The following is a 20,426-nucleotide window of genomic DNA, read 5'->3' on the forward strand; positions in this document are numbered from 1 at the left end:
CCTCCGGATCAGAGGCCGGCGGCAGCGCGCAGCTGCTCGACGCGGTCCGTGCGCTCCCACGTGAAGTCGGCGTCGTCCCGGCCGAAGTGGCCGTTCGCGGCGGTCCGTCGGTAGATGGGCCGCAGGAGGTTCAGCTCCTTCACGATGGCGGCCGGACGCAGGTCGAACACCGCGTTCACGGCCTCGATGATCTTCTCCTCCGGCACCGTGGCCGTCCCGAAGGTGTCCACGTACAGGCCCACGGGCCGGGCCGAGCCGATCGCGTAGGCCACCTGGAACTCGGCGCGCGAGGCGAGGCCGGCGGCCACCACGTTCTTCGCGACCCAGCGGAGCATGTAGGCGGCGGAGCGGTCCACCTTGGACGGGTCCTTGCCGGAGAAGGCGCCGCCGCCGTGCCGGGCCATGCCACCGTAGGTGTCCACGATGATCTTGCGACCGGTGAGGCCGGCGTCGCCCACGGGGCCGCCGATGACGAACTTGCCGCCCGGGTTGATGATGATCCGCATGCCGGAGGTGTCGAGGCCGGAGCGCTCGATGACGGGCCGGATCACGTGCTCCTCCACGTCCGCCCGCAGCTGCTCCTGCGTGACCCACTCGTGATGCTGCGTGGAGACCACCACGGCCTCGACCGTGGTGGGCACGTGGCCGGGCGCGTAGCCGATGGTGACCTGCGTCTTGCCGTCCGGCAGCAGGTACGGCATGGGCGTGTTCTCCGCCCGGCGCACCGCGGTGAGCCGCTCGGAGAGCCGGTGCGCGAGGTAGATGGGCATGGGCATGTACGCCGGGGTCTCGTCCGTGGCGTAGCCGAACATGATGCCCTGGTCCCCCGCGCCCTGCTCGTCCACCTCGTCCGCCGAGCCGTACTCGCGGGCCTCGAGGGACCGGGAGACGCCGGCGAAGATGTCCGAGGACTGCTGGCCGATGGAGATGTTCACGCCGCACTGGGCGCCGTCGAAGCCGTTGGCCGAGGAGTCGTAGCCGATGTCCAGGATGGTCTCGCGCACGATCTTGGGGATCTCCACGTACGCCGAGGTGTTCACCTCGCCGGCCACCTGCACCAGGCCGGTGGTGGTCAGGGTCTCCACGGCCACCTTCGCCGACGGGTCGGCGGCGAGGATCGCGTCCAGGATGGCGTCGGAGATCTGGTCGCAGATCTTGTCGGGGTGGCCCGCCGTGACGGACTCGGAGGTGAAGAGGCGGAGCTCTCCGCCGCCCACCCCCGAATACGGGTCGGCGTGGCGGGCGGGGCTCAGCGAGGCGGCATCGGTCATGCCGCACAGTCTAGGTCAGCGGCCCGACGCGCCGGCGGGGTCGCGACCGGCGAGGTCATCCACGATCGCCTGCACGACGGCGGCCGCCGCCTGGTCCTTGGAGCCCACGGTCTCCACGGCGGGGCGGCCGTCGGCGAACAGGATGGTCACGGCGGTCTCGTCCCGGCCGAACACCTTGTCCGTGCCGACCTCGTTGACCACGAGCATCTCGCAGCCCTTGCGGTCCAGTTTGGCCCGGCCGTACTCGAGCACGGAGGACGTCGCGTCGCCGGTCTCCGCGGCGAAGCCGACGATGAGCGGGGCCATGGGCCCGCCCTCGGAGCGGGTCCGCACGGCCGTGGCGAGCACGTCCGGGGTGCGCTCGAGCACGATGACGGGCGCGCCGCCGTCGTCGCCCTTCTTCATCTTGGCGTCGGAGACCTCGGCCGGTCGGAAGTCCGCGACGGCCGCCGCCATCACGAGGACGTCGGCGTCGGCGGCCTCCGCCAGCACGGCCTCGAGCAGGTCCTGCGTGGACTCCACGGGCACGACGCGCTCGACGCCCTCGGGCGTCGGGACGGACATGGACCCGGCGACGAACCGCACGGTGGCGCCGGCCTCGAGGGCGGCGCGCGCCAGGGCGGCCCCCTGCTTGCCGGAGGAGCGGTTCCCCAGGTAGCGGACCGGGTCCAGCGCCTCGCGGGTGCCCCCGGCCGTGATCACCACGGTGCGACCGGCCAGCGGGCCGGGTGTCGGCTCGGCGTCGGACCCGGAGGCCCGGGGACGGCGCGGGGCGCCCGCGGCCGCGGCGGCCTGCGCACGCTCCCAGATCTCGGCGGGCTCGGGCAGCCGCCCGGCGCCGGAGTCGGCCCCGGTGAGCCGGCCCACGGCGGGGTCCACGACCGTGACGCCGCGCTCGCGCAGGAGGGCGACGTTGGCGACCGTGGCGGGGTGGTGCCACATCTCGGTGTGCATGGCGGGGGCCAGGACGACGGGGCACGTGGCGGTGAGCAGCACGTTGCCCAGCAGGTCGGGCGCCATCCCCGCGGCGGTGCGCGCGAGCAGATCGGCGGTGGCCGGCGCGACCACCACGAGGTCCGCACGCCGGCCGAGCCGGACGTGGTTCACCTCGTCGACCGCCTCGAACGTGTCCGTGCGGACCGGGCGACCGGAGAGGGCCTCCCACGTCGCCGCGCCCACGAACTCGAGGGCGTTGGCGGTGGGCACCACGGTCACGCCGTGGCCGGCCTCGGTCATCAGGCGCAGCAGCAGCGCCGCCTTGTAGGCCGCGATGCCGCCGCCGACCCCGAGGACGATCTCCATGACGGGCTCAGGCCTCCGGGGCGTCCTCGGAGGTGCCCTCCTCGGCGCGCACCGTCTCGGCGGCCTCCTCGATGGCGGCGGGATCGCCCATCGGCTGGTGGGCGTCGGCCGACTCGAGGGTGGCGAACGGGTCGTCCTCGCCCGGCAGGGAGAAGTCGCCGAAGTCCTCGGCGGCCAGGTCGGCCTCCGGGGTGGCCTCGACGGCCTCGCGGGACACGAGCAGGTCGGCCTCGATCTCGCGCAGGGCGATGGACAGCGGCTTCTCGTTCAGCTGGGTGTCCACGAGCGGGCCGACGTACTCGAACAGCCCCTCGTGCAGCTGCGAGTAGTAGGCGTTGATCTGCCGGGCCCGCTTGGCGGCGAAGAGCACCAGGGCGTACTTCGAGTCGACCCGCTCCAGCAGGGAGTCGATGGGCGGGTTGACGATGCCTTCGTACTGTTCGGTCACGGGGTCTCCAAAGTCTTCATCTCACTGTCACGTCGGCGCCGGGTGCGGCGTCGGTGCGGCCGGTCCTCAGGCCTCGGTCGGACGGCGCTCGGGGTCCAGCCCCATGAGTCTCACCAGTTCCTCGGCGGCCCGCTCCACGCGGTCGTTCACGACGACGGCGTCGAACTCGGGTTCCGCGGCGAGTTCCAGTCTAGCCGTTTCGAGCCGGCGGCGCTGTTCCTCCGGGCTCTCGGTGCCGCGGCCGAGCAGCCGGGACACGAGTTCCTCCCAGCTCGGCGGCGCCAGGAACACGAAGGTGGCCTCCGGCAGCGCACGGCGGACCTGGCGCGCTCCCTGCAGGTCGATCTCCAGCAGGACGTGGCGGCCCTGCGCCACGGCCTCCATCACGCGGTCGCGCCGCGTGCCGTAGCGGTGGACGCCGTGCACGACGGCCCATTCCAGCATCTCGTCCGCCTCGACGAGGGAGTCGAACTCCTCCGGCGTCGTGAAGTAGTAGTGCACCCCGTCCTCCTCGCCCGGGCGCGCCGGGCGGGTGGTGGCGGAGACGGACAGCCAGGCCTCGGGGTAGTGCTCGCGGACATAGGCCGACACGGTGCCCTTGCCGACGGCGGTGGGGCCGGCCAGGACGGTGACGCCCGGGCCCGGGGGGCGTTCCTGGACGGCGGTGCGGGCCACCGGGACGGCGGGGGCGGGTCCGGGGTCGAACGTGTCGGTCACGCATCCTCCTGGTGGGACGGGCCTCGCAGACCCGTCACCCGGGCCGGCGCCGACCCGCCGGGATGTGGGGGTCACCGGCCAATATAGGCGATCAGCGCCTCGCGCTGACGACGGCCCAGGCCGCCCAGCCGACGCCGCGGCGAGATGCCGCACCCCGCCATCGCCTCCCGGGCCCGGACCTCGCCCACGCCCGGCAGGGCCAGCAGCAGGTCCACGGTCCGCAGACGGGCGACGGCGTCGTCGGCGTCCGCGCGCGCGAAAATGTCGGCCAGGCCGACCTCACCGGCGGCGAAGGCCGCCTTGAGCTCCGCCCGCGCCTGGCGGGCCTGGAGGGCCTTCCTCCGGGCCTCCGCCCTCTCCTGCACACTGAGCTGCCGCAACGCCATGGGTCTGACCTCGATGCCTCTCGTTCCCCACCGGCCCCGTCGTGACCCTTCCATGGTCAAGGACGACGAGCACAGCCGATCGAAAGGGAAGATACCATCCCGTCCACACGGCACGGGCGCGCCGGGAGGACGCGGGCGTCACCGCAGGGCGGCGCGATTCTCCTCGATCGTGTCCACCAGCGAGGCCACCGACGGGCCCGCGCTCAGGATGCCGCGGGACGAGGTCGCCAAGACCTGCGGCCAGGCCGTCCCGAAGTCGGCCCGCATGCCCCGGGCCGTGGCGCCCTGGGCACCGAACCCGGGCGCCAGCAGGGGCCCGCCGAGGGCCGGCAGGTCCAGGCCGAGGCGGTCCGCCTCGGCGGCCACCGTGGCGCCCAAGACGAGTCCCACCGGCCCCCACGCGTCGTCGCCGCGCAGGGCCGCGTTCTCGGCGGCCGCCGCCGCGGCGATGCGCCGGGCGACCGATCCCTCGGCCGACCCCTCGCCCACGTGCTGGACCTCGCGGCCCTCCGGATTGGAGGTCAGCGCGAGGACGAACACGCCGCGGCCGGCCTCGTGGGCGGCGCGGATGGTCGGCACGAGGGTGCCGAAACCCAGGTACGGGCTGAGCGTCACCGCATCCGCGGCCAGGGGCGAGGCGTCGGCGATCCACGCGGCGGCGTAGCCGTCCATGGTGGAGCCGATGTCACCGCGCTTGGCGTCCGCGATCGTGAGCACCCCGGCGTCCCGGGCGGCCGCGAGCAGCCGCTCCAGGGCCGCCAGGCCGGCCGATCCGTGGCGCTCGTACAGCGCCACCTGGGGCTTGATCGCCGCCACGCGGGGCCCCTCGGGACCCACCGCCGCCTCGAGGGCGGTCAGGGAGAACGCCTCGAGGCCCGCCGGGGTGTCGCTCAGGCCCCACTGCCGCAGCAGGCCCGGATGGGGGTCCACGCCGAGGCACAGCGGACCGGCCGTCTCCATGGCGTGGGCCAGCCGCCGCCCGAAGGGGGCGCGGGGCCCCGCGCCGCCCGTCGCCGTCGTGGTCACGCCGCGGCCTCCGGACCGGCGACAGCCTGCTGCAGGCGCGCGTCGTGCTCCTGCAGTGAGGTGACGGACCACTCGTAGGACCGCATGGCCTCGATGGCCTGCAGGCACGCCCCGAATTCGGCCGTGGTCGTGATCACCGGCACGCCGAGCGACGTCGCGGCCGCGCGGATCTCGTAGCCGTCCGTGCGGGCGTCGCCGCCGGAGGGCGTGTTCAGCACGAGGTCGACGGTGCCGGCGTGCAGCTGCTCCAGCACGGTGCCCGCGCCGTCCTCGTGCCCGGCGTCGGCGATCTTCGCCACGACCTCCGCGGGGATGCCGTTGCGCCGCAGCACCTCGGCGGTGCCGCCGGTGGAGACCACCTGGAAGCCGAGGTCGACGAGGCGCTTGGCCTGGCCCACGAGGGTGCGCTTGTCCCGGTTGGCGACCGACACGAACACGCGCCCCGAGGTGGGCAGCGGGCCGCCGGCGGCGGACTGGGACTTGGCGAACGCGGTGTCGAAGTGCTTGTCGATGCCCATGACCTCGCCCGTCGAGCGCATCTCCGGGCCCAGCAGCGAGTCGACCACGCGGCCCTCCGCGGTGCGGAAGCGGGTGAACGGCAGCACCGCCTCCTTGACCGCCACGGGCGCGCCGATCGGCAGGGTGCCGCCGTCGTACGCCGTGGGCAGCATGCCCGCCGCGCGCAGGTCGGCGATGCTCTCGCCGACGCCGATCCGCGCGGCCGCCTTGGCCAGCTGGACGCCCGTGGCCTTCGAGACGAACGGCACGGTCCGCGAGGCGCGCGGGTTCGCCTCGATCACGTACAGCACGTCCGAGGCGAGCGCGAACTGGATGTTGATCAGGCCGCGCACGCCGACGCCGGCCGCGATCCGCTCGGTGGCGCGGTGCACGCGCTCGAGCACGTCCGGGCCCAGGGTGACGGGAGGTAGCACGCACGCGGAGTCACCCGAGTGGATGCCCGCCTCCTCGATGTGCTCCATGACGCCGCCGAGGTACAGCTCGGTGCCGTCGTAGAGGGCGTCGACGTCGATCTCGATCGCGTCCTCGAGGAAGCGGTCCACGAGCATCGGCTGGTCGGGGGTGATCTCCGTGGCGTGCTCCACGTAGTGGGCCAGTGCTTCCTCGGAGTACACGATCTCCATGCCGCGGCCGCCGAGCACGTAGGAGGGGCGCACGAGCACGGGGTAGCCGATCTCGTCCGCCACGCGCTTGGCGTCGTCGAAGGAGACCGCCGTGCCGTTCTTCGGCGCCACCAGGCCCGCGCGCTCGAGCACGAGCGCGAACTCGCCGCGGTGCTCGGCCAGGTCGATGGCCGCGGGCGAGGTGCCCAGGATCGGCACGCCGGCGTCGGCGAGCTGCTGGGCCAGCTTGAGCGGGGTCTGACCGCCGAGCTGCACGAAGACGCCGCGCACGCCGCCGGAGGCCTCCTCTGCCGCGATGACCTCCAGGACGTCCTCGAGCGTGAGCGGCTCGAAGTAGAGGCGATCGGAGATGTCGTAGTCCGTGGATACCGTCTCCGGGTTGCAGTTGACCATCACGGTCTCGTAGCCGGCCTCGCGCAGCGCCATGGTGGCGTGCACGCACGAGTAGTCGAACTCGATGCCCTGGCCGATCCGGTTCGGGCCCGAGCCGAGGATGATCACCGACTCGCCCTCGTGCGGGGCGACCTCGGTCTCGAGGTCGTAGCTGGAGTACCGGTACGGGGTGAAGGCCTCGAACTCGGCGGCACAGGTGTCCACGGTCTTGTAGACGGGGCGCACGCCCAGGGCGTGACGCACGCCGCGCACGACCGCGGCGTCCATGTGCCGCAGCGAGCCGATCTGGGCGTCGGAGAACCCGTGCCGCTTGGCGCGGCGCAGCAGGGCCTCGTCGAGGACCTCGGCGTCGCGGATCTCGTCCGCGACCTCGTTGATGAGCACGAACTGGTCCAGGAACCACGGGTCGATCGCGGTGGCCTCGAAGGCCTCCTCGATCGTGGCGCCGGCGTAGAGCGCCTGCTGGGTCTGGGAGAGCCGGTCGGTGGTGGCCGTGCTCGCCGCCGCGAGCAGGGCCTGCGGGTCGGCGTCCTGCGGGAACGCGAGCTCCGAGCCCTTCTGCTCGAGCGAGCGCAGGGCCTTCTGCAGGGCCTCCGTGAAGTTGCGGCCGATGGCCATGGCCTCGCCGACCGACTTCATGGTGGTGGTCAGCGTGGGATCCGCCGCCGGGAACTTCTCGAACGCGAAGCGCGGGACCTTCACGACCACGTAGTCCAGGACCGGCTCGAAGGACGCCGGGGTCTTCTGGGTGATGTCGTTGGGGATCTCGTCCATCGTGTAGCCCAGGGCCAGCTTGGTGGCGATCTTGGCGATCGCGAAGCCGGTGGCCTTCGAGGCCAGCGCCGAGGAGCGGGAGACGCGCGGGTTCATCTCGATGACGACGACGCGCCCGTCCACGGGGTTCACCGCGAACTGGATGTTGCAGCCGCCGGTGTCCACGCCGACCTCGCGGATGACGTTGATCGAGATGTCCCGCAGCTTCTGGTACTCGCGGTCCGTCAGCGTCATGGCCGGGGCCACGGTGATGGAGTCGCCGGTGTGCACGCCCACGGGGTCCACGTTCTCGATGGAGCAGACGACGACGACGTTGTCGTTCTTGTCCCGCATCATCTCCAGCTCGTACTCCTTCCAGCCGAGGATGGACTCCTCGAGCAGGACCTCGGAGGTCGGGCTGTACTGCAGGCCGGCGCCGCAGATGCGGTACAGGTCGGCCTCGTCGTAGGCCATGCCGGAGCCGAGGCCGCCCATCGTGAACGAGGGGCGCACCACCACGGGGTACTTCAGGTCCTCGACGGCGGCCAGGGCCTCCTCCATCGTGTGCACGATGTGGGACCGGGCGGATTCGCCGCCGGCACGCTCCACGACGCCCTTGAACAGCTCGCGGTTCTCGCCGAGCTCGATGGCCTCGATGTTCGCGCCGATCAGCTCGACGCCGAAGCGCTCGAGCACCCCGTCCTTGTCGAGGGCGATGGCGGTGTTCAGCGCCGTCTGGCCGCCCAGGGTGGGCAGCAGGGCGTCCGGGCGCTCCTTCTCGATGATCTTGGCGACCACGGCCGGGGTGATGGGCTCGACGTAGGTGGCGTCGGCCAGCTCCGGGTCGGTCATGATCGTGGCCGGGTTGGAGTTGACGAGGACGACGCGGACGCCCTCCTCCTTGAGGACGCGGATGGCCTGGGTGCCGGAGTAGTCGAACTCGGCGGCCTGGCCGATCACGATGGGGCCGGAGCCGATGACCAGGACGGACTTCAGGTCGGTGCGCTTGGGCATGGATCAGGCTCCTTCGGTGGCGGGGGTGGTGGCGGTGCGGTGCTCGGTGAGCAGCTGCACGAAGCGGTCGAACAGGTCGAGGGTGTCGTTGGGGCCGGCCGCGGACTCCGGGTGGAACTGCACGGAGAAGGCGGGCCGGTCGAGCAGGCGCAGGCCCTCGACGACCTGGTCGTTCAGGGACCAGTGGGAGACCTCGACGCGGCCGAAGCGCGACTCCGGCGCCTCGATCGGCTCGCCGAGGGGGGCGTCCACGGCGAAGCCGTGGTTCTGGGAGGTGATGGCCACGCGGCCCGTGGCCTTGACCAGCACCGGCTGGTTCGGGCCGCGGTGGCCGAACTTCAGCTTGTAGGTGTCGAAGCCGAGCGCGCGGCCGAAGATCTGGTTGCCGAAGCAGATGCCGAAGAACGGCAGGCCGGCGTCGAGGACCTCGCGCAGCAGCTCCACCTGGGCGTCTGCCGTGGCCGGGTCGCCGGGGCCGTTGGACAGGAAGACGCCGTCCGGGTCCACGGCGCGGATGCCGGCCAGGTCCGTGGCCGCGGGCAGCACGTGCACGCGGATGCCGCGGGAGGCCAGGTGCCGCGGCGTGGCGGCCTTGATGCCGAGGTCGAGGGCGGCGATCTCGGCGATCGGCTCGCCCTCCCAGCCGTGCTCGGCCGGCTCGATGACGTACGGCTCCTCCGTGGTGACGGACTCCGCGAGGCGGGCGCCGGCCATCGACGGCTGGGCGCGCACCTCCGCCAGCAGCTCGGCCTCGGGGCGGGCGGCGTGCTCGCCGGAGAACACGCCGGCGCGCATCGAGCCCTCGGTGCGCAGGCGGCGGGTGACGGCACGGGTGTCGACCTCGCGGATCCCGACGACGCCGAACGCCTCGAGCTCCTCGTCGAGGGTGCGCTCGGCGCGCCAGTTGGACGGACGCCGGGCCGCGTCGCGGACCACGTAGCCGGCGGCGAAGATCGCCCGCGACTCCCGGTCGGCGTCGTTGACCCCGGTGTTGCCGATGTGCGGGGAGGTCTGCACGATGATCTGCCCCGCGTAGGACGGGTCGGTGAGGGTCTCCTGGTAGCCGGTCATGCCCGTGGTGAACACGGCCTCGCCCAGGGTGCGGCCGCGGGCGCCGTAGGCCCGGCCGCGGTGGACGGTGCCGTCCTCGAGGACGAGCAGGGCCAGGTCGTCGGTGGGGGTGCTCATCGGGGGTCTCCTTCTCCTGCGCGGCCGGCCGGGTCGGCCGGGGCGGGGTCGATGATGGTCTGCAGGGCGGCGAGGAGCCGGTCGCGGTCCTCGGGGCGGTCGGGGCGGAAGGCGGAGGTGAGTTCGACGTCGCCGAGGCACCAGCCCCAGGCGACGAGCCCGCCCGGCTCGACGAACTTGCCGGCGATCCCCGCGGACAGGCCGGCCTCGACGAGGTCGTCCGCGGGGATGAACAGGTTGGCGGCCCCGGGGCGGAGCACGAGCAGGCCGCGGTGGGCGCCGGCGTCGTGGACCTCGAGGACCGCGCGCGAGCGCAGGCCCAGGCCGTGCACCGCCACGCGGTCCAGCCGGTCCTCGCCGCGCACCGTGCCCACGTGCATGCCCTCCGCGGACAGCGTCGGCTCGGCGTCGTAGAGGGCCGTCGGCACGGGGGCCGGGGCCGGGATCCCGGCCTGCGCCCGGCGGCGGGCCCGCCACCCGAGGGCCAGCAGGCCGAGCAGCACGAGGACGACGGCCAGGGTGCCCAGGGTCACCGGCAGCCACACGTCCGCGTAGTCCTTCGTCGGGGTCCGCGGCGGGACGGGTCGGGCCGCCAGGGCGGCGGCCAGGGGGGTGATGCTCACGCGCGCTCCCCCGTCTCCGTCAGGGCCGGGTGGCGGTACGGCCGGGCGGGGGCGCCGTCGGCGACGACGCGGGCGCCGCGATAGACCGTGTGGCGTACCGCGCCCGGCAGGTCCATGCCCCGGTACGGGCTGTTGCGGGACTTGGTCAGGTGCTGCTCGGGGTCCACGGTGCGGCGGGCCTGCGGGTCCACGAGCACGAGGTTGGCCACGGCGCCGACGCGCGGGACGCCGCGCTCGTCGGCCTGGCCCTGGTCGCTCAGGCCGGCGATCCGGGCCGGCGCCGTGGACATCACGCGGGCGACGCCGGCCCAGTCCATCAGGCCGGTGTCCACCATCGCCTGCTGCACCACGGACAGGGCGGTCTCGAGGCCCGTCATGCCCATCGCCGCGACCGTCCACTCGCACTGCTTGGTCTCGGCGGTGTGCGGGGCGTGGTCGGTGCCCACGGTGTCGATGGTGCCGTCGGCCAGGCCGGCGCGCAGGGCCAGGACGTCGGACTCGCGGCGCAGCGGCGGGTTGACCTTGAACACGGGGTCGTAGGATCGGACGAGCTCCTCGGTGAGCAGCAGGTGGTGCGGGGTGACCTCGGCGGTCACGGCCACGCCCTGGGCCTTGGCCCAGCGGATCAGCTCGACGGAGCCGGCCGTGGAGACGTGGCACACGTGCAGGCGGGAGTCCACGTGCTGGGCCAGCAGCACGTCACGGGCGATGACGGCCTCTTCCGCCACGGCGGGCCAGCCGGCCAGGCCGAGGACGCCGGAGAGCTCGGACTCGTTCATCTGGGCGCCGGCGGTGAGGTTGGGCTCCTGCGCGTGCTGGGCCACGAAGCCGCCGAAGGACTTCACGTACTCGAGGGCCCGGCGCATCAGCACGGCGTCGTGGACGCACATGCCGTCGTCGGAGAACATCCGCACGCGGGCCTGCGAGTCGGCCATCGCGCCGAGGTCGGCCAGGGCCTCGCCGGCCAGGCCCACGGTCACCGCGCCCACGGGGTGCACATCGCACCAGCCCGCGTCCCGGCCCAGCCGCCACACCTGCTCCACCACGCCGGCGGTGTCGGCCGTCGGCGTCGAGTTGGCCATCGCGTGGACCGAGGTGAAGCCGCCCATCGCGGCGGCGCGGGTGCCGGTCTCGACCGTCTCCGCGTCCTCCTTGCCGGGCTGGCGCAGATGGGTGTGCAGGTCGACGAGCCCGGGCAGCAGCACCAGGCCGGCGCAGTCGACCTCCTCGGGGGCCGGGTCGAGGCCGGCGGCGTGGGTCGCGGCGTCCGGGCCGAGGGCGGCGATCCGGCCCTCGGCGACGAGCACGTCGGCGGTCTCGCCCGTGGTCAGGCGCGCGCTGCGCAGCAGCAGGGGGGCGGGGCTGGGGGCGCTCACGGGCGGACCTCCTGGTCGTGGTTGAGGACGAGGTGCAGGACCGCCATGCGGACGGACACGCCGTTGGCGACCTGCTCGAGGGCGGTGTTGCGGGGCGAGTCCGCCGCCGCCGGGCTGATCTCCAGGCCGCGGTTCATCGGGCCGGGGTGCATGACCACGGGCTCGTCGAGCAGGGCGCCCCGGCCGGCGGTGAGGCGGGCGAAGCGGTCATCGGTCAGCCCCCAGGTCCGGGTGTACTCCCCTGCGGACGGGAAGAAGGCGCCGCCCATTCGCTCGGCCTGGACGCGGAGCATCATGACGGCGTCGGGGCCGGCGTCGAGGGCCTCGTCCAGCGAGTAGGTGACCTGGCACGGCCACGCGGCCACGCCCACGGGCAGCAGGGTGGGCGGGGCGGCCAGGGTGACCTGTGCGCCCAGCGTGCTGAGCAGCCACACGTTGGACCGGGCCACGCGCGAGTGCAGGATGTCCCCCACGATCACCACGCGCATGCCGGTCAGGTCCCGGCCGACCAGGTCCTCTCCCGTCGCCGCGGCGAGGCGCCGGCGCAGGGTGAAGGCGTCCAGGAGGGCCTGGGTGGGGTGCTCGTGGGTGCCGTCGCCGGCGTTCACGACGGCGGAGCGCACCCAGCCGGAGTCGGCCAGCTGGCGGGCCGCGCCCGAGGACCAGTGGCGCATCACGATGGCGTCCGCGCCGATGGCCTCGAGCGTCTGGACGGTGTCCTTGAGCGACTCCCCCTTGGAGACGGACGACCCCTTCGCGGAGAAGTTGATCACGTCCGCGGAGAGCCGCTTGGCGGCGGCCTCGAAGGAGATGCGGGTGCGGGTGGAGTCCTCGAGGAAGAGGTTCACCACGGTGCGGCCGCGCAGGGCGGGCAGCTTCTTGACCTCGCGCTGGTTGACGGCGGCCATCTCCTCGGCGGTGTCGAGGACGGCGAGGGCGTCGGCGCGGGAGAGGTCGGCGGTGGACAGCAGGTGGCGCACGGCTCAACCCTCCCGGGTCGCGACACGGTCGACGATGCTCACGGCGTCCTCAGTGACCTCGCCGGTGCCCTCGGGGCCGTCGACCTCCATGAGCCGGACCTGGACGCGCTCGGCGGTGGAGGTCGGCAGGTTCTTGCCCACGAAGTCGGCCCGGACGGGCAGCTCGCGGTGCCCGCGGTCCACGAGGACGGCCAGGCGCACGGCGGCGGGGCGGCCCAGGTCGGCGATCGCGTCGAGGGCGGCCCGGACGGTGCGGCCGGAGAAGAGGACGTCGTCCACGAGCACGACGACGGCGCCGTCGAGGGGGACCTCGGGCAGGCGGGTGGGCATCGGGGTGCGGGCCGTGCCGCGGCGGAGGTCGTCCCGGTAGAGCGTCACGTCCACCTCACCGACGGCGGCGGTGGGGTCGAAGGCCGGCTCGATGCGGGCCAGCAGGGCGCCGAGCCGCCGGGCCAGGGGGGCCCCGCGGCGCGGGATCCCCATCAGGACGAGACCCTCGGCGCCCTTGTTGGACTCGAGGATCTCGTGGGCGATCCGGGTCAGCGCCCGGTCGATCTCGGACGTGGACAGCACGGTCCGGGCAGCACGAGGTGCGGCGGGGTCAGTTCCCATGCCGGCGCCTCCTTCCCCGCCTCACAGGACGGCTCTTAAAGGATGCGTGGTTCGTCCCGGGCGCCGGTGGGCCCCCGCGCGGGACGTCGCCGACTCTACCAGCGAGGCCCGCCCCACGGCGCGGATGACGCGGTGCGGGACGGGCCTCGTGACGGAGCTCTCGGCGGCTCAGGCGAGCAGCGTCGGCTTGACCTGCTGCAGGCGGCCGAGCAGACCGTTGACGAACTCGGGCGAGTCGTCCGTGGACAGCTGGGCGGCCAGGGCGACGGCCTCGGAGATGGCGACGGCGTCCGGCACGTCGTCCTGGAACAGCAGCTCCCAGGCCCCCACGCGCAGGATCGCCCGGTCGACGGCGGGCATGCGGTCCAGGGACCAGCCGCGGGAGTAGGAGCTCAGGGCCTCGTCGAGCCGCTCCTGGTCCGCGATGACGCCTTCCACGAGCCGCTGGGTGTAGGCGTTCACCTGCAGATCGGTGCTCTCGCGGCGGGTGCGGATGCCCTCCAGCGCGCTGGAGCCCCGCTGCTCGGCCTCGAACAGGATCTCCACCGCACGCTGCCGGGAGCGGCTGCGCGCCGTGGTCCCCCGCTTGGCAGCGGAGCCGGCGGAGGCCCGCTCAGTCATTGACGCGGCCGAGGTAGTCGCCGGTGCGGGTGTCGACCTTGACGCGGGTGCCCTGCTCGACGAAGAGCGGCACCTGGATCTCGGCGCCGGTCTCCACGGTGGCGGGCTTGGTGCCGGCGGACGAGCGGTCCCCCTGCAGGCCCGGCTCGGTGTAGGTGATCTCCAGGACCACGGACGCCGGCATCTCGAGGTACAGCGGCGTGCCCTCGTGCAGGGCGATGACCACCTGGGTGTTCTCGAGCATGTACTTCGCGGCGTCGCCGACCACGGCCCCGGGCACGGTGATCTGGTCGTAGTCCTTGACGTCCATGAACACGTAGTCCGCGCCGTCCTGGTAGAGGTACTGGTAGTCGGAGCGGTCCACGGTGGCGAACTCGACCTTGGCGCCGGCGTTGAAGGTCTTGTCCACGACCTTGCCCGTGGTGATGTTCTTCATCTTGGTGCGGACGAACGCGCCGCCCTTGCCCGGCTTGACGTGCTGGAACTCGGTGACGTTCCAGAGCTGGCCCTCCAGCTTCAGGACGGCGCCGTTCTTGATGTCGTTGCTCGTTGCCACGTGTGTGTGCTCCCGATCGGTCTCGCGGACCGTCACGGGTCCGCCTGCAGTGGGTGGGGTCTTGGATGTGCGCGGGCCAGTCTACGGGAGGCCCCGCGCGGGGCCGGGGTCAGCGGCGGCTCACTCTGCGATCTCCTGGTACGCCGCGAAGAGCAGGGACGCGTCCGGGATGTCCACGGTGGTGGGCTGCGCGAGCCCGTCCAGCAGGACGAAGCGCAGCTGGTCGCCGCGGTTCTTCTTGTCCCGGCGGATGCCCTCGAGCAGGGTCTGCCACCGGTCCCCGCGGTAGGAGACGGGCAGGCCCAGGGCCGTCAGCACCGACCAGTGGCGGTCCGCGGTGGCGTCGTCGAGCCGGCCGAGGGAGCGGGCCAGCTCGGCCGCGAAGACCAGCCCCACGGACACCGCGGCGCCGTGGCGCCACTGGTAGCGCTCGGCGAGCTCGATCGCGTGCCCCATCGTGTGGCCGTAGTTCAGCGCCTCGCGGGCGCCCGACTCGCGGGGGTCGCGGGAGACGACGTCCGCCTTGACCCGGATCGAACGCTCGATCAGCTCGCGCAGCCGCGCGGAGTGCGGGTTCTGGGCCTGGGCCGGGTCCTCCTCGATGAGGTCGAGGATCGCGGGGTCGGCGATGAAGCCGCACTTCACGACCTCGGCCAGGCCGGAGATCAGCTCGTTGGCCGGCAGGGTGAGCAGCGTGTCCAGGTCCGCCAGCACGCCGGCCGGATTGTGGAACGCCCCCACCAGGTTCTTGCCCTCGGCGGTGTTGATGCCGGTCTTGCCGCCCACCGCCGCGTCCACCATGCCCAGCAGGGTGGTGGGCATGTGCACGACGCGGACGCCGCGCAGCCACGTGGCCGCCACGAAGCCGGCCAGGTCGGACACGGCGCCGCCGCCCACGGAGACGATCGCGTCCGACCGGGTGAAGTCGTTCTGGCCGAGCACCTGCCAGCAGAACCCGGCCACCTGCAGGTGCTTGCCCTCCTCGGCGTCCGGGATCTCGGCGGTCAGTGCGGTCAGGCCCACGGCCTCGAGGTCGTTCTTGACGACGTCGCCGGTGGCCCGGAGGGCGCGCGGATGGATGACCAGCACGCGTCGGACGGTCGGGCCGAGCATGTCCGGCAGGCGCGCGAGCAGGCCCCGGCCCACCACCACGTCGTAGCCGCCGTGCACGGCCGCCTCGTGGCCGCCGGCCACGGGGATGACCGTCACGTCCTCGGGTGCGGCCGGAGCGGCCGCGGGCGCCGCCCCCGGGGTCTCCTGCTCGGTGATGTCCGGCTCACGGTCGGTCATGGGTGTGACTCACTCCTTCGGGGGCGGTGGGCGTCCCCCACGATACGCCAGGCCGCCTCGGCGGCCGTCAGGCCTGTGGTGTCGAGCACGAGGTCGGCGACCTCGCGGTACAGCCCCTCGCGTTCGGCGAGGATGCGCCGCCAGGTCCCGGCGGGGTCTCCGGCCAGGACGGGGCGGCCCGCGCCGCCGCCCACGCGGCGCAGCGCCTCCTCCTCTCCGACCGCGAGGTAGACGACGTCGGAGTCCGGCCCGGCCAGCGCGCGGCGGGTGCCCGGATGCAGGACGGCGCCGCCGCCGCACGAGAGGACGCACGGGGCGGGTCGGCCGAGCACATGGCCGATGACGCGCGCCTCCTCCGCCCGGAACGCGGCCTCGCCGTGCTCGGCGAAGAACTCCGGGATCGGGCCGTGCACCTGGGTGAACAGCTCGTCGGAGTCCACGAAGGGCAGCCCGGTCACGGCGGCCAGGGCCCGGCCGACCGTCGTCTTCCCGGCCCCCATCGGGCCGACGAGGACGATCCGGCGGGCCGGGCGCGCGGCCGGGTCCTCGTCGGCCGCGGCGGCCACCGTGGCCGCGGCCGTCAGGCGCGCCTCGAGGGCACCGATCATGCCCTCCCACGGGCACACGGTGACGGGCCCGGGGACGGGACGCGTGCTCGGGTCCGGTCCCGGGGCCGGCGCGGTCCCGGGGGTGTCGGTCACGGCAGGGGGTCGCCCATCGGGCCGTCCGCCACGACGTCGGCGCCCGGCTCCGGCAGGGCGGGGACCGCGGCCTGGAACGCTTCGAGGTTGCGGCGCGTCTCGGCCACGGAGTCGCCGCCGAACTTCTCGAGCATCGCGTCGGCCAGGACGAGGGCGACCATGGCCTCGGCGACGATGCCCGCGGCGGGCACGGCCGCCACGTCGGAGCGCTGATGGTGGGCCGTGGTCTCCGCGCCCGTGGCGACGTCGACCGTGGGCAGTGCGCGCGGCACCGTGGCGATCGGCTTCATCGCGGCGCTCACGCGCAGCAGCTCGCCCGTCGACATGCCGGCCTCGATGCCGCCGGCCCGGTCGGTCGTGCGCCGGGGGCGGCCGTCCGCGCCGCGGGCGATCCCGTCGTGGGCGGCGGTGCCGCGTCGGGCGGCCGTGGCGAACCCGTCGCCGACCTGCACGCCCTTGATCGCCTGGATGCCCATGAGCGCCCCCGCCAGCCGCGCGTCGAGGCGGCGGTCCCAGTGGACGTGGGAGCCCAGGCCGATCGGCACGCCGTACGCCAGCACCTCCACGACGCCGCCGAGGGTCTCCCCGGCGCGGTGGGCGTCGTCGACCTCGGCGACCATCGCCGCGGAGGTCTGCGGGTCGAGGCAGCGGACCGGGTCGGCGTCGAGGCGGGCCTCGTCCTCGGGGACGGGGAACGGGTGGCCCTCCGGCAGGGCGGCCTCCCCGAAGGCCACGGTGTGGGAGACGATCCGCACGCCGAGCTCGCCGAGGAAGGCGCGGGCGACGGTGCCCAGGGCCACACGGGCGGCGGTCTCACGGGCGGAGGCGCGCTCGAGGAGGGGGCGGGCCTCGTCGAAGCCGTACTTCTGCATGCCGGTCAGGTCGGCGTGGCCGGGCCGCGGGCGGGTGAGCGCCGCGTTGCGGGCCAGACCGTCGAGCTCCTCCGCGGGGACGGGATCGGCGGCCATCACCTTCTCCCACTTGGGCCATTCCGTGTTGCCCACCTGGATCGCCACAGGCGAGCCGAGGGTGCGGCCGTGGCGGACGCCGCCGAGGATCGTCACCGCGTCCTGCTCGAACTTCATGCGCGCGCCGCGCCCGTACCCCAGGCGGCGGCGCGCGAGCGCGTCCTGCACGTCCTGCGTCGTGACCGGGATCCCGGCCGGCAGTCCCTCTACGATTCCTGTGAGCGCGGGGCCGTGAGACTCCCCCGCTGTCAACCAGCGCACCATGGCGTGCAGTCTCTCACGCACGGGGCGCCGCGCCGTCACGTGTGACCGGACGGGACGCACCGGATCCGGCGTTCGACGCTCAGCCGGCGGCCGGTCCCAGGGCGTCCGCCGCGGCGCGCGTCACCGCCGCCCAGTCCGGCTCGGGCATCCCGGCCGCGGCGCGGGGCCGGGCCGTGAACAGCCGGACCTGCTCGATGCCCTGGTGCAGCAGCATGGACAGCCCGGACGCCACCGGACCGCCCTCCCGGGACCAGGCGGACGCCAGCACGGAGGGCCACGGGTCGTAGGCCGCGTCCAGCAGGGGCGGCAGGGCGGCGCCGGCCGGCACGTGTGCGGCCAGGGCGTCCGCGGCGCGCGGCGGCAGGGTGGCGACGACGGCACGCAGCCCCGGCGCCCGCCGGAGCAGATCCGCCTGGGTCAGGGTCGCCCAGCGCAGCCCGAGCGCGTCGGCCAGGGCCGTCACCTCGGCGGCGCGGGCGGGGTCGCGGACGCCGAAGAGCACCGCGTCCGCGCCGAGCGTGGCGGCGGCGAGGACGGCCGCCGTCGCGGTCCCCCCGTTCCCGAGGACGCCGACGGTCCCGCCCCGGGCGGCACGGTCGAGGCCGGCCGCGGCGAGGGCGCCGAGGATGCCGTCCACGTCCGTGTTCTCGGCGTGGACGACCCCGGGCGCGGAGGGGTGGTCGCGCACGAGGGTGTTCGCGGTGCCCAGGAGGCGGACGCGGTCGCTGACGTGCCCGGCGGCGGCGACGACCGCCCGCTTCAGCGGCATGGTGACGGAGCAGCCGAGCCAGTCCTGCCCGCGGGCCGCGGCCGCGCCGCCGTCGGCCGTGCCCGGGGCGCCGAGGTGCTCGGCCGCGAAGGCGAGCACCTCGTCCTCGCCCAGGTCTCGGCGGCCGTAGTCGACGTCGAGGCCCAGGACCCGGTAGCCGGCCGCGTGCAGCACCGGGGAGAGCGAGTGGGCGATCGGCCGGCCCAGGACCGCCGCGCGCAGCGTGGGGCGCATCAGCACACCCCCGGATTGGAGGCGCAGTAGCGCTGCAGGGTGCGCACGTGCTGCTGGTGCTCCTCATAGGTGCGGGAGAACTCGGTGTGGCCGGTGCCGATGTCCGTGGTCACCCAGTAGTAGGCGTCCGTCTCGGCCGGGTCGAGGGCGGCCTCGACGGCCGCGTCGGAGGGCATGCCGATCGGACCCGGCGGCAGGCCCGGGTGCACGTACGTGTTGTAGGGGTTCGACGCGTCCTGGCGCTGGCCCGAGGTGAAGCTGAGGCTGCGCACGCCGAGGCCGTACGTGACGGTGGCGTCGATCTGCAGGAGCCCGCGCGTCTCGGTGTTGTCCGGGGCGAGGCGGTTCTCGATGGCGCCGGCGACCTGCCGGTAGTCCTGGGGCAGGGCCTCCGCCTCGAGGATGGAGGCGATCGTGAGCAGGCGCTGCTGCTCGGCCGGGTCGCGGACGTCGAGGGCGTCGAGCTCGGCGAGGGTGGGCCGGATCAGGGAGTCGAGCACCTGCTCGGCGGTGGCGTCGACGGGGAGGCGGTACTCCCCCGCGTCGAGCCAGCCCTCGAGCGTGCCCGCCTCCCCGGGGACGCCGTAGCGGGTCGGGTCGTGGGCGGCGGCCTCGAGCTCCTCACGGGGCAGCCCCGTGGCCTCGGCGACGGCGTCCAGCACCTCGGTGAGTCGCCGGCCGCGCTCCACGAGCACGTAGTGCACGGCCCCGTCCGCGGCGCCCTGGAGCACCGCGAGGGCCTCGGCCGCGGGCATCCGCTCGCGCAGCACGAAGTCCCCCGAGCGCACGAGACCGCTGCCCGTGTCCCTGGCGGCGCGCTCGAACGCACGGGCGGAGGCCACGATGCCGGCCCGGTCCAGGCGGGCCGCCACGGAGCCCAGGTCCTCGCCCGGCTCCACCGAGAACGTCACCTCGTCGCCCTCGACGGCCGTGTGGTCGGGGCCGCCCAGGAACCCGCGCACGATCAGCCCGACCACGACGGCGAACGCCACGAGCACCGTGCCCAGCACCAGCGCGGTCCGCCGCCGGCCGGCGCCGCGATCGACCCGCGGGGCCGGGTGGGACCCGGAGCCCCGGCGACGCAGGAACGTGCGGGGCCGGCATGGGCCGGCCGCGTCGACCGGCTGGGACGGGACGCCGAGATCGGCCTCGTCCGCCTCGCCGTGGGCGAAGCCGAACACGTCGAGGTCGTCGTGGACGTCGGCCTCGTCGCCGAGCAGATCGTCCCAGTGGTCCTCACGCCGCGCGTGCCGGTGGTCGCCGGTCACCGGATCTGCTCCCGGTCCTGGCCGGCCCAGCGGCCGGTGCGGCGCTGCTCGTCCACGGCGGCCTGCAGGATCGCGACGGCGGCCGCCTGGTCGATCACGCCGCGGCTGTACTTGACGGACCGGCCCGCGGCCCGCAGTCCGGCCTGCGCGGAGACCGTGCTGAGCCGCTCGTCGACGAGCCGGACCGGCACGGGGTGGCCCGCCTCGACCAGGGCGGCGGCGACGGCGTCCGCGTAGTCGAGGGCGTCCTGCGTGGACGGCGTGTGCTCGCCCCGCAGATTCACCGGCAGGCCGACGTACACGGCGACGACGTCGAGCTCGCGTGCGTGGGCGACGAGCTCGTCCACGTCACGACGTCGACGCGCATCCCGCCGCAGGGTGGCCACGGGGGTGGCGATCAGGCCGTCGGGGTCGGCCGACGCGACGCCCACGCGGGCACGTCCGACGTCGACGCCGAGGGTGCGCCCCCGGCGCACGGCGTCGCTCGCCACGGCGGCCCCGTCCTGACCTGCGCTCACGTCCGC

General features: G+C 74.3%; 20 protein-coding genes. All 20 read right to left on the bottom strand.

Annotated elements, in window-relative coordinates:
- Positions 1–8: 8 nt before the first annotated feature.
- Positions 9–1,271, bottom strand: coding sequence for a methionine adenosyltransferase (gene metK / locus ACTSKS_RS03880; protein WP_010078605.1), 1,263 nt, complete (start codon positions 1,269–1,271; stop codon positions 9–11).
- A gap of 15 nt (positions 1,272–1,286) precedes the next feature.
- The gene (gene coaBC, locus ACTSKS_RS03885; RefSeq protein WP_098092671.1) at positions 1,287–2,573 is read right to left on the bottom strand and encodes a bifunctional phosphopantothenoylcysteine decarboxylase/phosphopantothenate--cysteine ligase CoaBC; all 1,287 of its coding nucleotides are present in this window, start codon (positions 2,571–2,573) and stop codon (positions 1,287–1,289) included.
- A 7-nt stretch (positions 2,574–2,580) separates the two neighbouring features.
- Entirely contained in the window at positions 2,581–3,021 is a 441-nt protein-coding gene (rpoZ, locus tag ACTSKS_RS03890; RefSeq protein WP_010078603.1) for a DNA-directed RNA polymerase subunit omega, read from the bottom strand.
- A 66-nt stretch (positions 3,022–3,087) separates the two neighbouring features.
- Positions 3,088–3,738: a guanylate kinase gene (gene gmk / locus ACTSKS_RS03895; protein ID WP_010078602.1), complete on the bottom strand. Its 651-nt coding sequence runs from the start codon at positions 3,736–3,738 to the stop codon at positions 3,088–3,090.
- A 71-nt stretch (positions 3,739–3,809) separates the two neighbouring features.
- Complete coding sequence (gene mihF, locus ACTSKS_RS03900) at positions 3,810–4,124, bottom strand: integration host factor, actinobacterial type (protein ID WP_010078601.1); 315 nt, start codon at positions 4,122–4,124, stop codon at positions 3,810–3,812.
- 138 nt (positions 4,125–4,262) lie between these two features.
- The gene (gene pyrF, locus ACTSKS_RS03905; RefSeq protein ID WP_036336596.1) at positions 4,263–5,150 is read right to left on the bottom strand and encodes an orotidine-5'-phosphate decarboxylase; all 888 of its coding nucleotides are present in this window, start codon (positions 5,148–5,150) and stop codon (positions 4,263–4,265) included.
- Positions 5,147–8,452, bottom strand: coding sequence for a carbamoyl-phosphate synthase large subunit (carB, locus tag ACTSKS_RS03910; protein ID WP_078025475.1), 3,306 nt, complete (start codon positions 8,450–8,452; stop codon positions 5,147–5,149). The genes pyrF and carB overlap by 4 nt, the downstream gene beginning before the upstream one ends.
- Positions 8,453–8,455: 3 nt before the next feature.
- Complete coding sequence (gene carA, locus ACTSKS_RS03915) at positions 8,456–9,640, bottom strand: glutamine-hydrolyzing carbamoyl-phosphate synthase small subunit (RefSeq protein WP_041103701.1); 1,185 nt, start codon at positions 9,638–9,640, stop codon at positions 8,456–8,458.
- A complete protein-coding gene (locus tag ACTSKS_RS03920) occupies positions 9,637–10,263 on the bottom strand; it encodes a PH-like domain-containing protein (RefSeq protein ID WP_442927304.1) in 627 nt (208 codons plus the stop codon). The genes carA and ACTSKS_RS03920 overlap by 4 nt, the downstream gene beginning before the upstream one ends.
- Positions 10,260–11,639, bottom strand: a complete 1,380-nt coding sequence (locus tag ACTSKS_RS03925; RefSeq protein ID WP_442927305.1) for a dihydroorotase — start codon at positions 11,637–11,639, stop codon at positions 10,260–10,262. Before ACTSKS_RS03925 ends, ACTSKS_RS03920 begins: the two co-directional genes overlap by 4 nt.
- Entirely contained in the window at positions 11,636–12,619 is a 984-nt protein-coding gene (locus ACTSKS_RS03930) for an aspartate carbamoyltransferase catalytic subunit (RefSeq protein ID WP_036313715.1), read from the bottom strand. Before ACTSKS_RS03930 ends, ACTSKS_RS03925 begins: the two co-directional genes overlap by 4 nt.
- 3 nt (positions 12,620–12,622) lie before the next feature.
- Entirely contained in the window at positions 12,623–13,231 is a 609-nt protein-coding gene (gene pyrR / locus ACTSKS_RS03935; RefSeq protein ID WP_036313707.1) for a bifunctional pyr operon transcriptional regulator/uracil phosphoribosyltransferase PyrR, read from the bottom strand.
- Between the two features lie 168 nt (positions 13,232–13,399).
- Complete coding sequence (gene nusB, locus ACTSKS_RS03940; RefSeq protein ID WP_044659811.1) at positions 13,400–13,852, bottom strand: transcription antitermination factor NusB; 453 nt, start codon at positions 13,850–13,852, stop codon at positions 13,400–13,402.
- On the bottom strand, positions 13,845–14,408 hold the full coding sequence (gene efp / locus ACTSKS_RS03945) for an elongation factor P (RefSeq protein ID WP_002857030.1): 564 nt from the start codon (positions 14,406–14,408) through the stop codon (positions 13,845–13,847). The genes nusB and efp overlap by 8 nt, the downstream gene beginning before the upstream one ends.
- A gap of 120 nt (positions 14,409–14,528) precedes the next feature.
- Complete coding sequence (gene aroB / locus ACTSKS_RS03950; protein WP_081097731.1) at positions 14,529–15,698, bottom strand: 3-dehydroquinate synthase; 1,170 nt, start codon at positions 15,696–15,698, stop codon at positions 14,529–14,531.
- Complete coding sequence (locus ACTSKS_RS03955) at positions 15,695–16,399, bottom strand: shikimate kinase (protein ID WP_044659812.1); 705 nt, start codon at positions 16,397–16,399, stop codon at positions 15,695–15,697. Before ACTSKS_RS03955 ends, aroB begins: the two co-directional genes overlap by 4 nt.
- Positions 16,396–17,631: a chorismate synthase gene (gene aroC / locus ACTSKS_RS03960; RefSeq protein ID WP_036336604.1), complete on the bottom strand. Its 1,236-nt coding sequence runs from the start codon at positions 17,629–17,631 to the stop codon at positions 16,396–16,398. Before aroC ends, ACTSKS_RS03955 begins: the two co-directional genes overlap by 4 nt.
- Before the next feature lie 79 nt (positions 17,632–17,710).
- The gene (locus tag ACTSKS_RS03965) at positions 17,711–18,634 is read right to left on the bottom strand and encodes a shikimate dehydrogenase family protein (protein ID WP_113914224.1); all 924 of its coding nucleotides are present in this window, start codon (positions 18,632–18,634) and stop codon (positions 17,711–17,713) included.
- Complete coding sequence (gene mltG / locus ACTSKS_RS03970; RefSeq protein WP_442927306.1) at positions 18,634–19,902, bottom strand: endolytic transglycosylase MltG; 1,269 nt, start codon at positions 19,900–19,902, stop codon at positions 18,634–18,636. The genes ACTSKS_RS03965 and mltG overlap by 1 nt, the downstream gene beginning before the upstream one ends.
- Complete coding sequence (gene ruvX, locus ACTSKS_RS03975) at positions 19,899–20,420, bottom strand: Holliday junction resolvase RuvX (RefSeq protein ID WP_052006958.1); 522 nt, start codon at positions 20,418–20,420, stop codon at positions 19,899–19,901. The genes mltG and ruvX overlap by 4 nt, the downstream gene beginning before the upstream one ends.
- Positions 20,421–20,426 lie beyond the last annotated feature (6 nt).

The organism is Micrococcus sp. TCR-5, assembly GCF_052220525.1.
Taxonomy (GTDB): Bacteria; Actinomycetota; Actinomycetes; order Actinomycetales; family Micrococcaceae; genus Micrococcus; species Micrococcus luteus.

Bases quoted from the DNA above. Each gene is read 5' to 3' on its own strand.
- metK (WP_010078605.1), bottom strand. From the start codon at position 1,271: ATGACCGATGCCGCCTCGCTGAGCCCCGCCCGCCACGCCGACCCGTAT.
- coaBC (WP_098092671.1), bottom strand. From the start codon at position 2,573: ATGGAGATCGTCCTCGGGGTCGGCGGCGGCATCGCGGCCTACAAGGCG.
- mihF (WP_010078601.1), bottom strand. From the start codon at position 4,124: ATGGCGTTGCGGCAGCTCAGTGTGCAGGAGAGGGCGGAGGCCCGGAGG.
- carB (WP_078025475.1), bottom strand. From the start codon at position 8,452: ATGCCCAAGCGCACCGACCTGAAGTCCGTCCTGGTCATCGGCTCCGGC.
- carA (WP_041103701.1), bottom strand. From the start codon at position 9,640: ATGAGCACCCCCACCGACGACCTGGCCCTGCTCGTCCTCGAGGACGGC.
- pyrR (WP_036313707.1), bottom strand. From the start codon at position 13,231: ATGGGAACTGACCCCGCCGCACCTCGTGCTGCCCGGACCGTGCTGTCC.
- nusB (WP_044659811.1), bottom strand. From the start codon at position 13,852: ATGACTGAGCGGGCCTCCGCCGGCTCCGCTGCCAAGCGGGGGACCACG.
- aroB (WP_081097731.1), bottom strand. From the start codon at position 15,698: ATGACCGACCGTGAGCCGGACATCACCGAGCAGGAGACCCCGGGGGCG.
- aroC (WP_036336604.1), bottom strand. From the start codon at position 17,631: ATGGTGCGCTGGTTGACAGCGGGGGAGTCTCACGGCCCCGCGCTCACA.
- ACTSKS_RS03965 (WP_113914224.1), bottom strand. From the start codon at position 18,634: ATGCGCCCCACGCTGCGCGCGGCGGTCCTGGGCCGGCCGATCGCCCAC.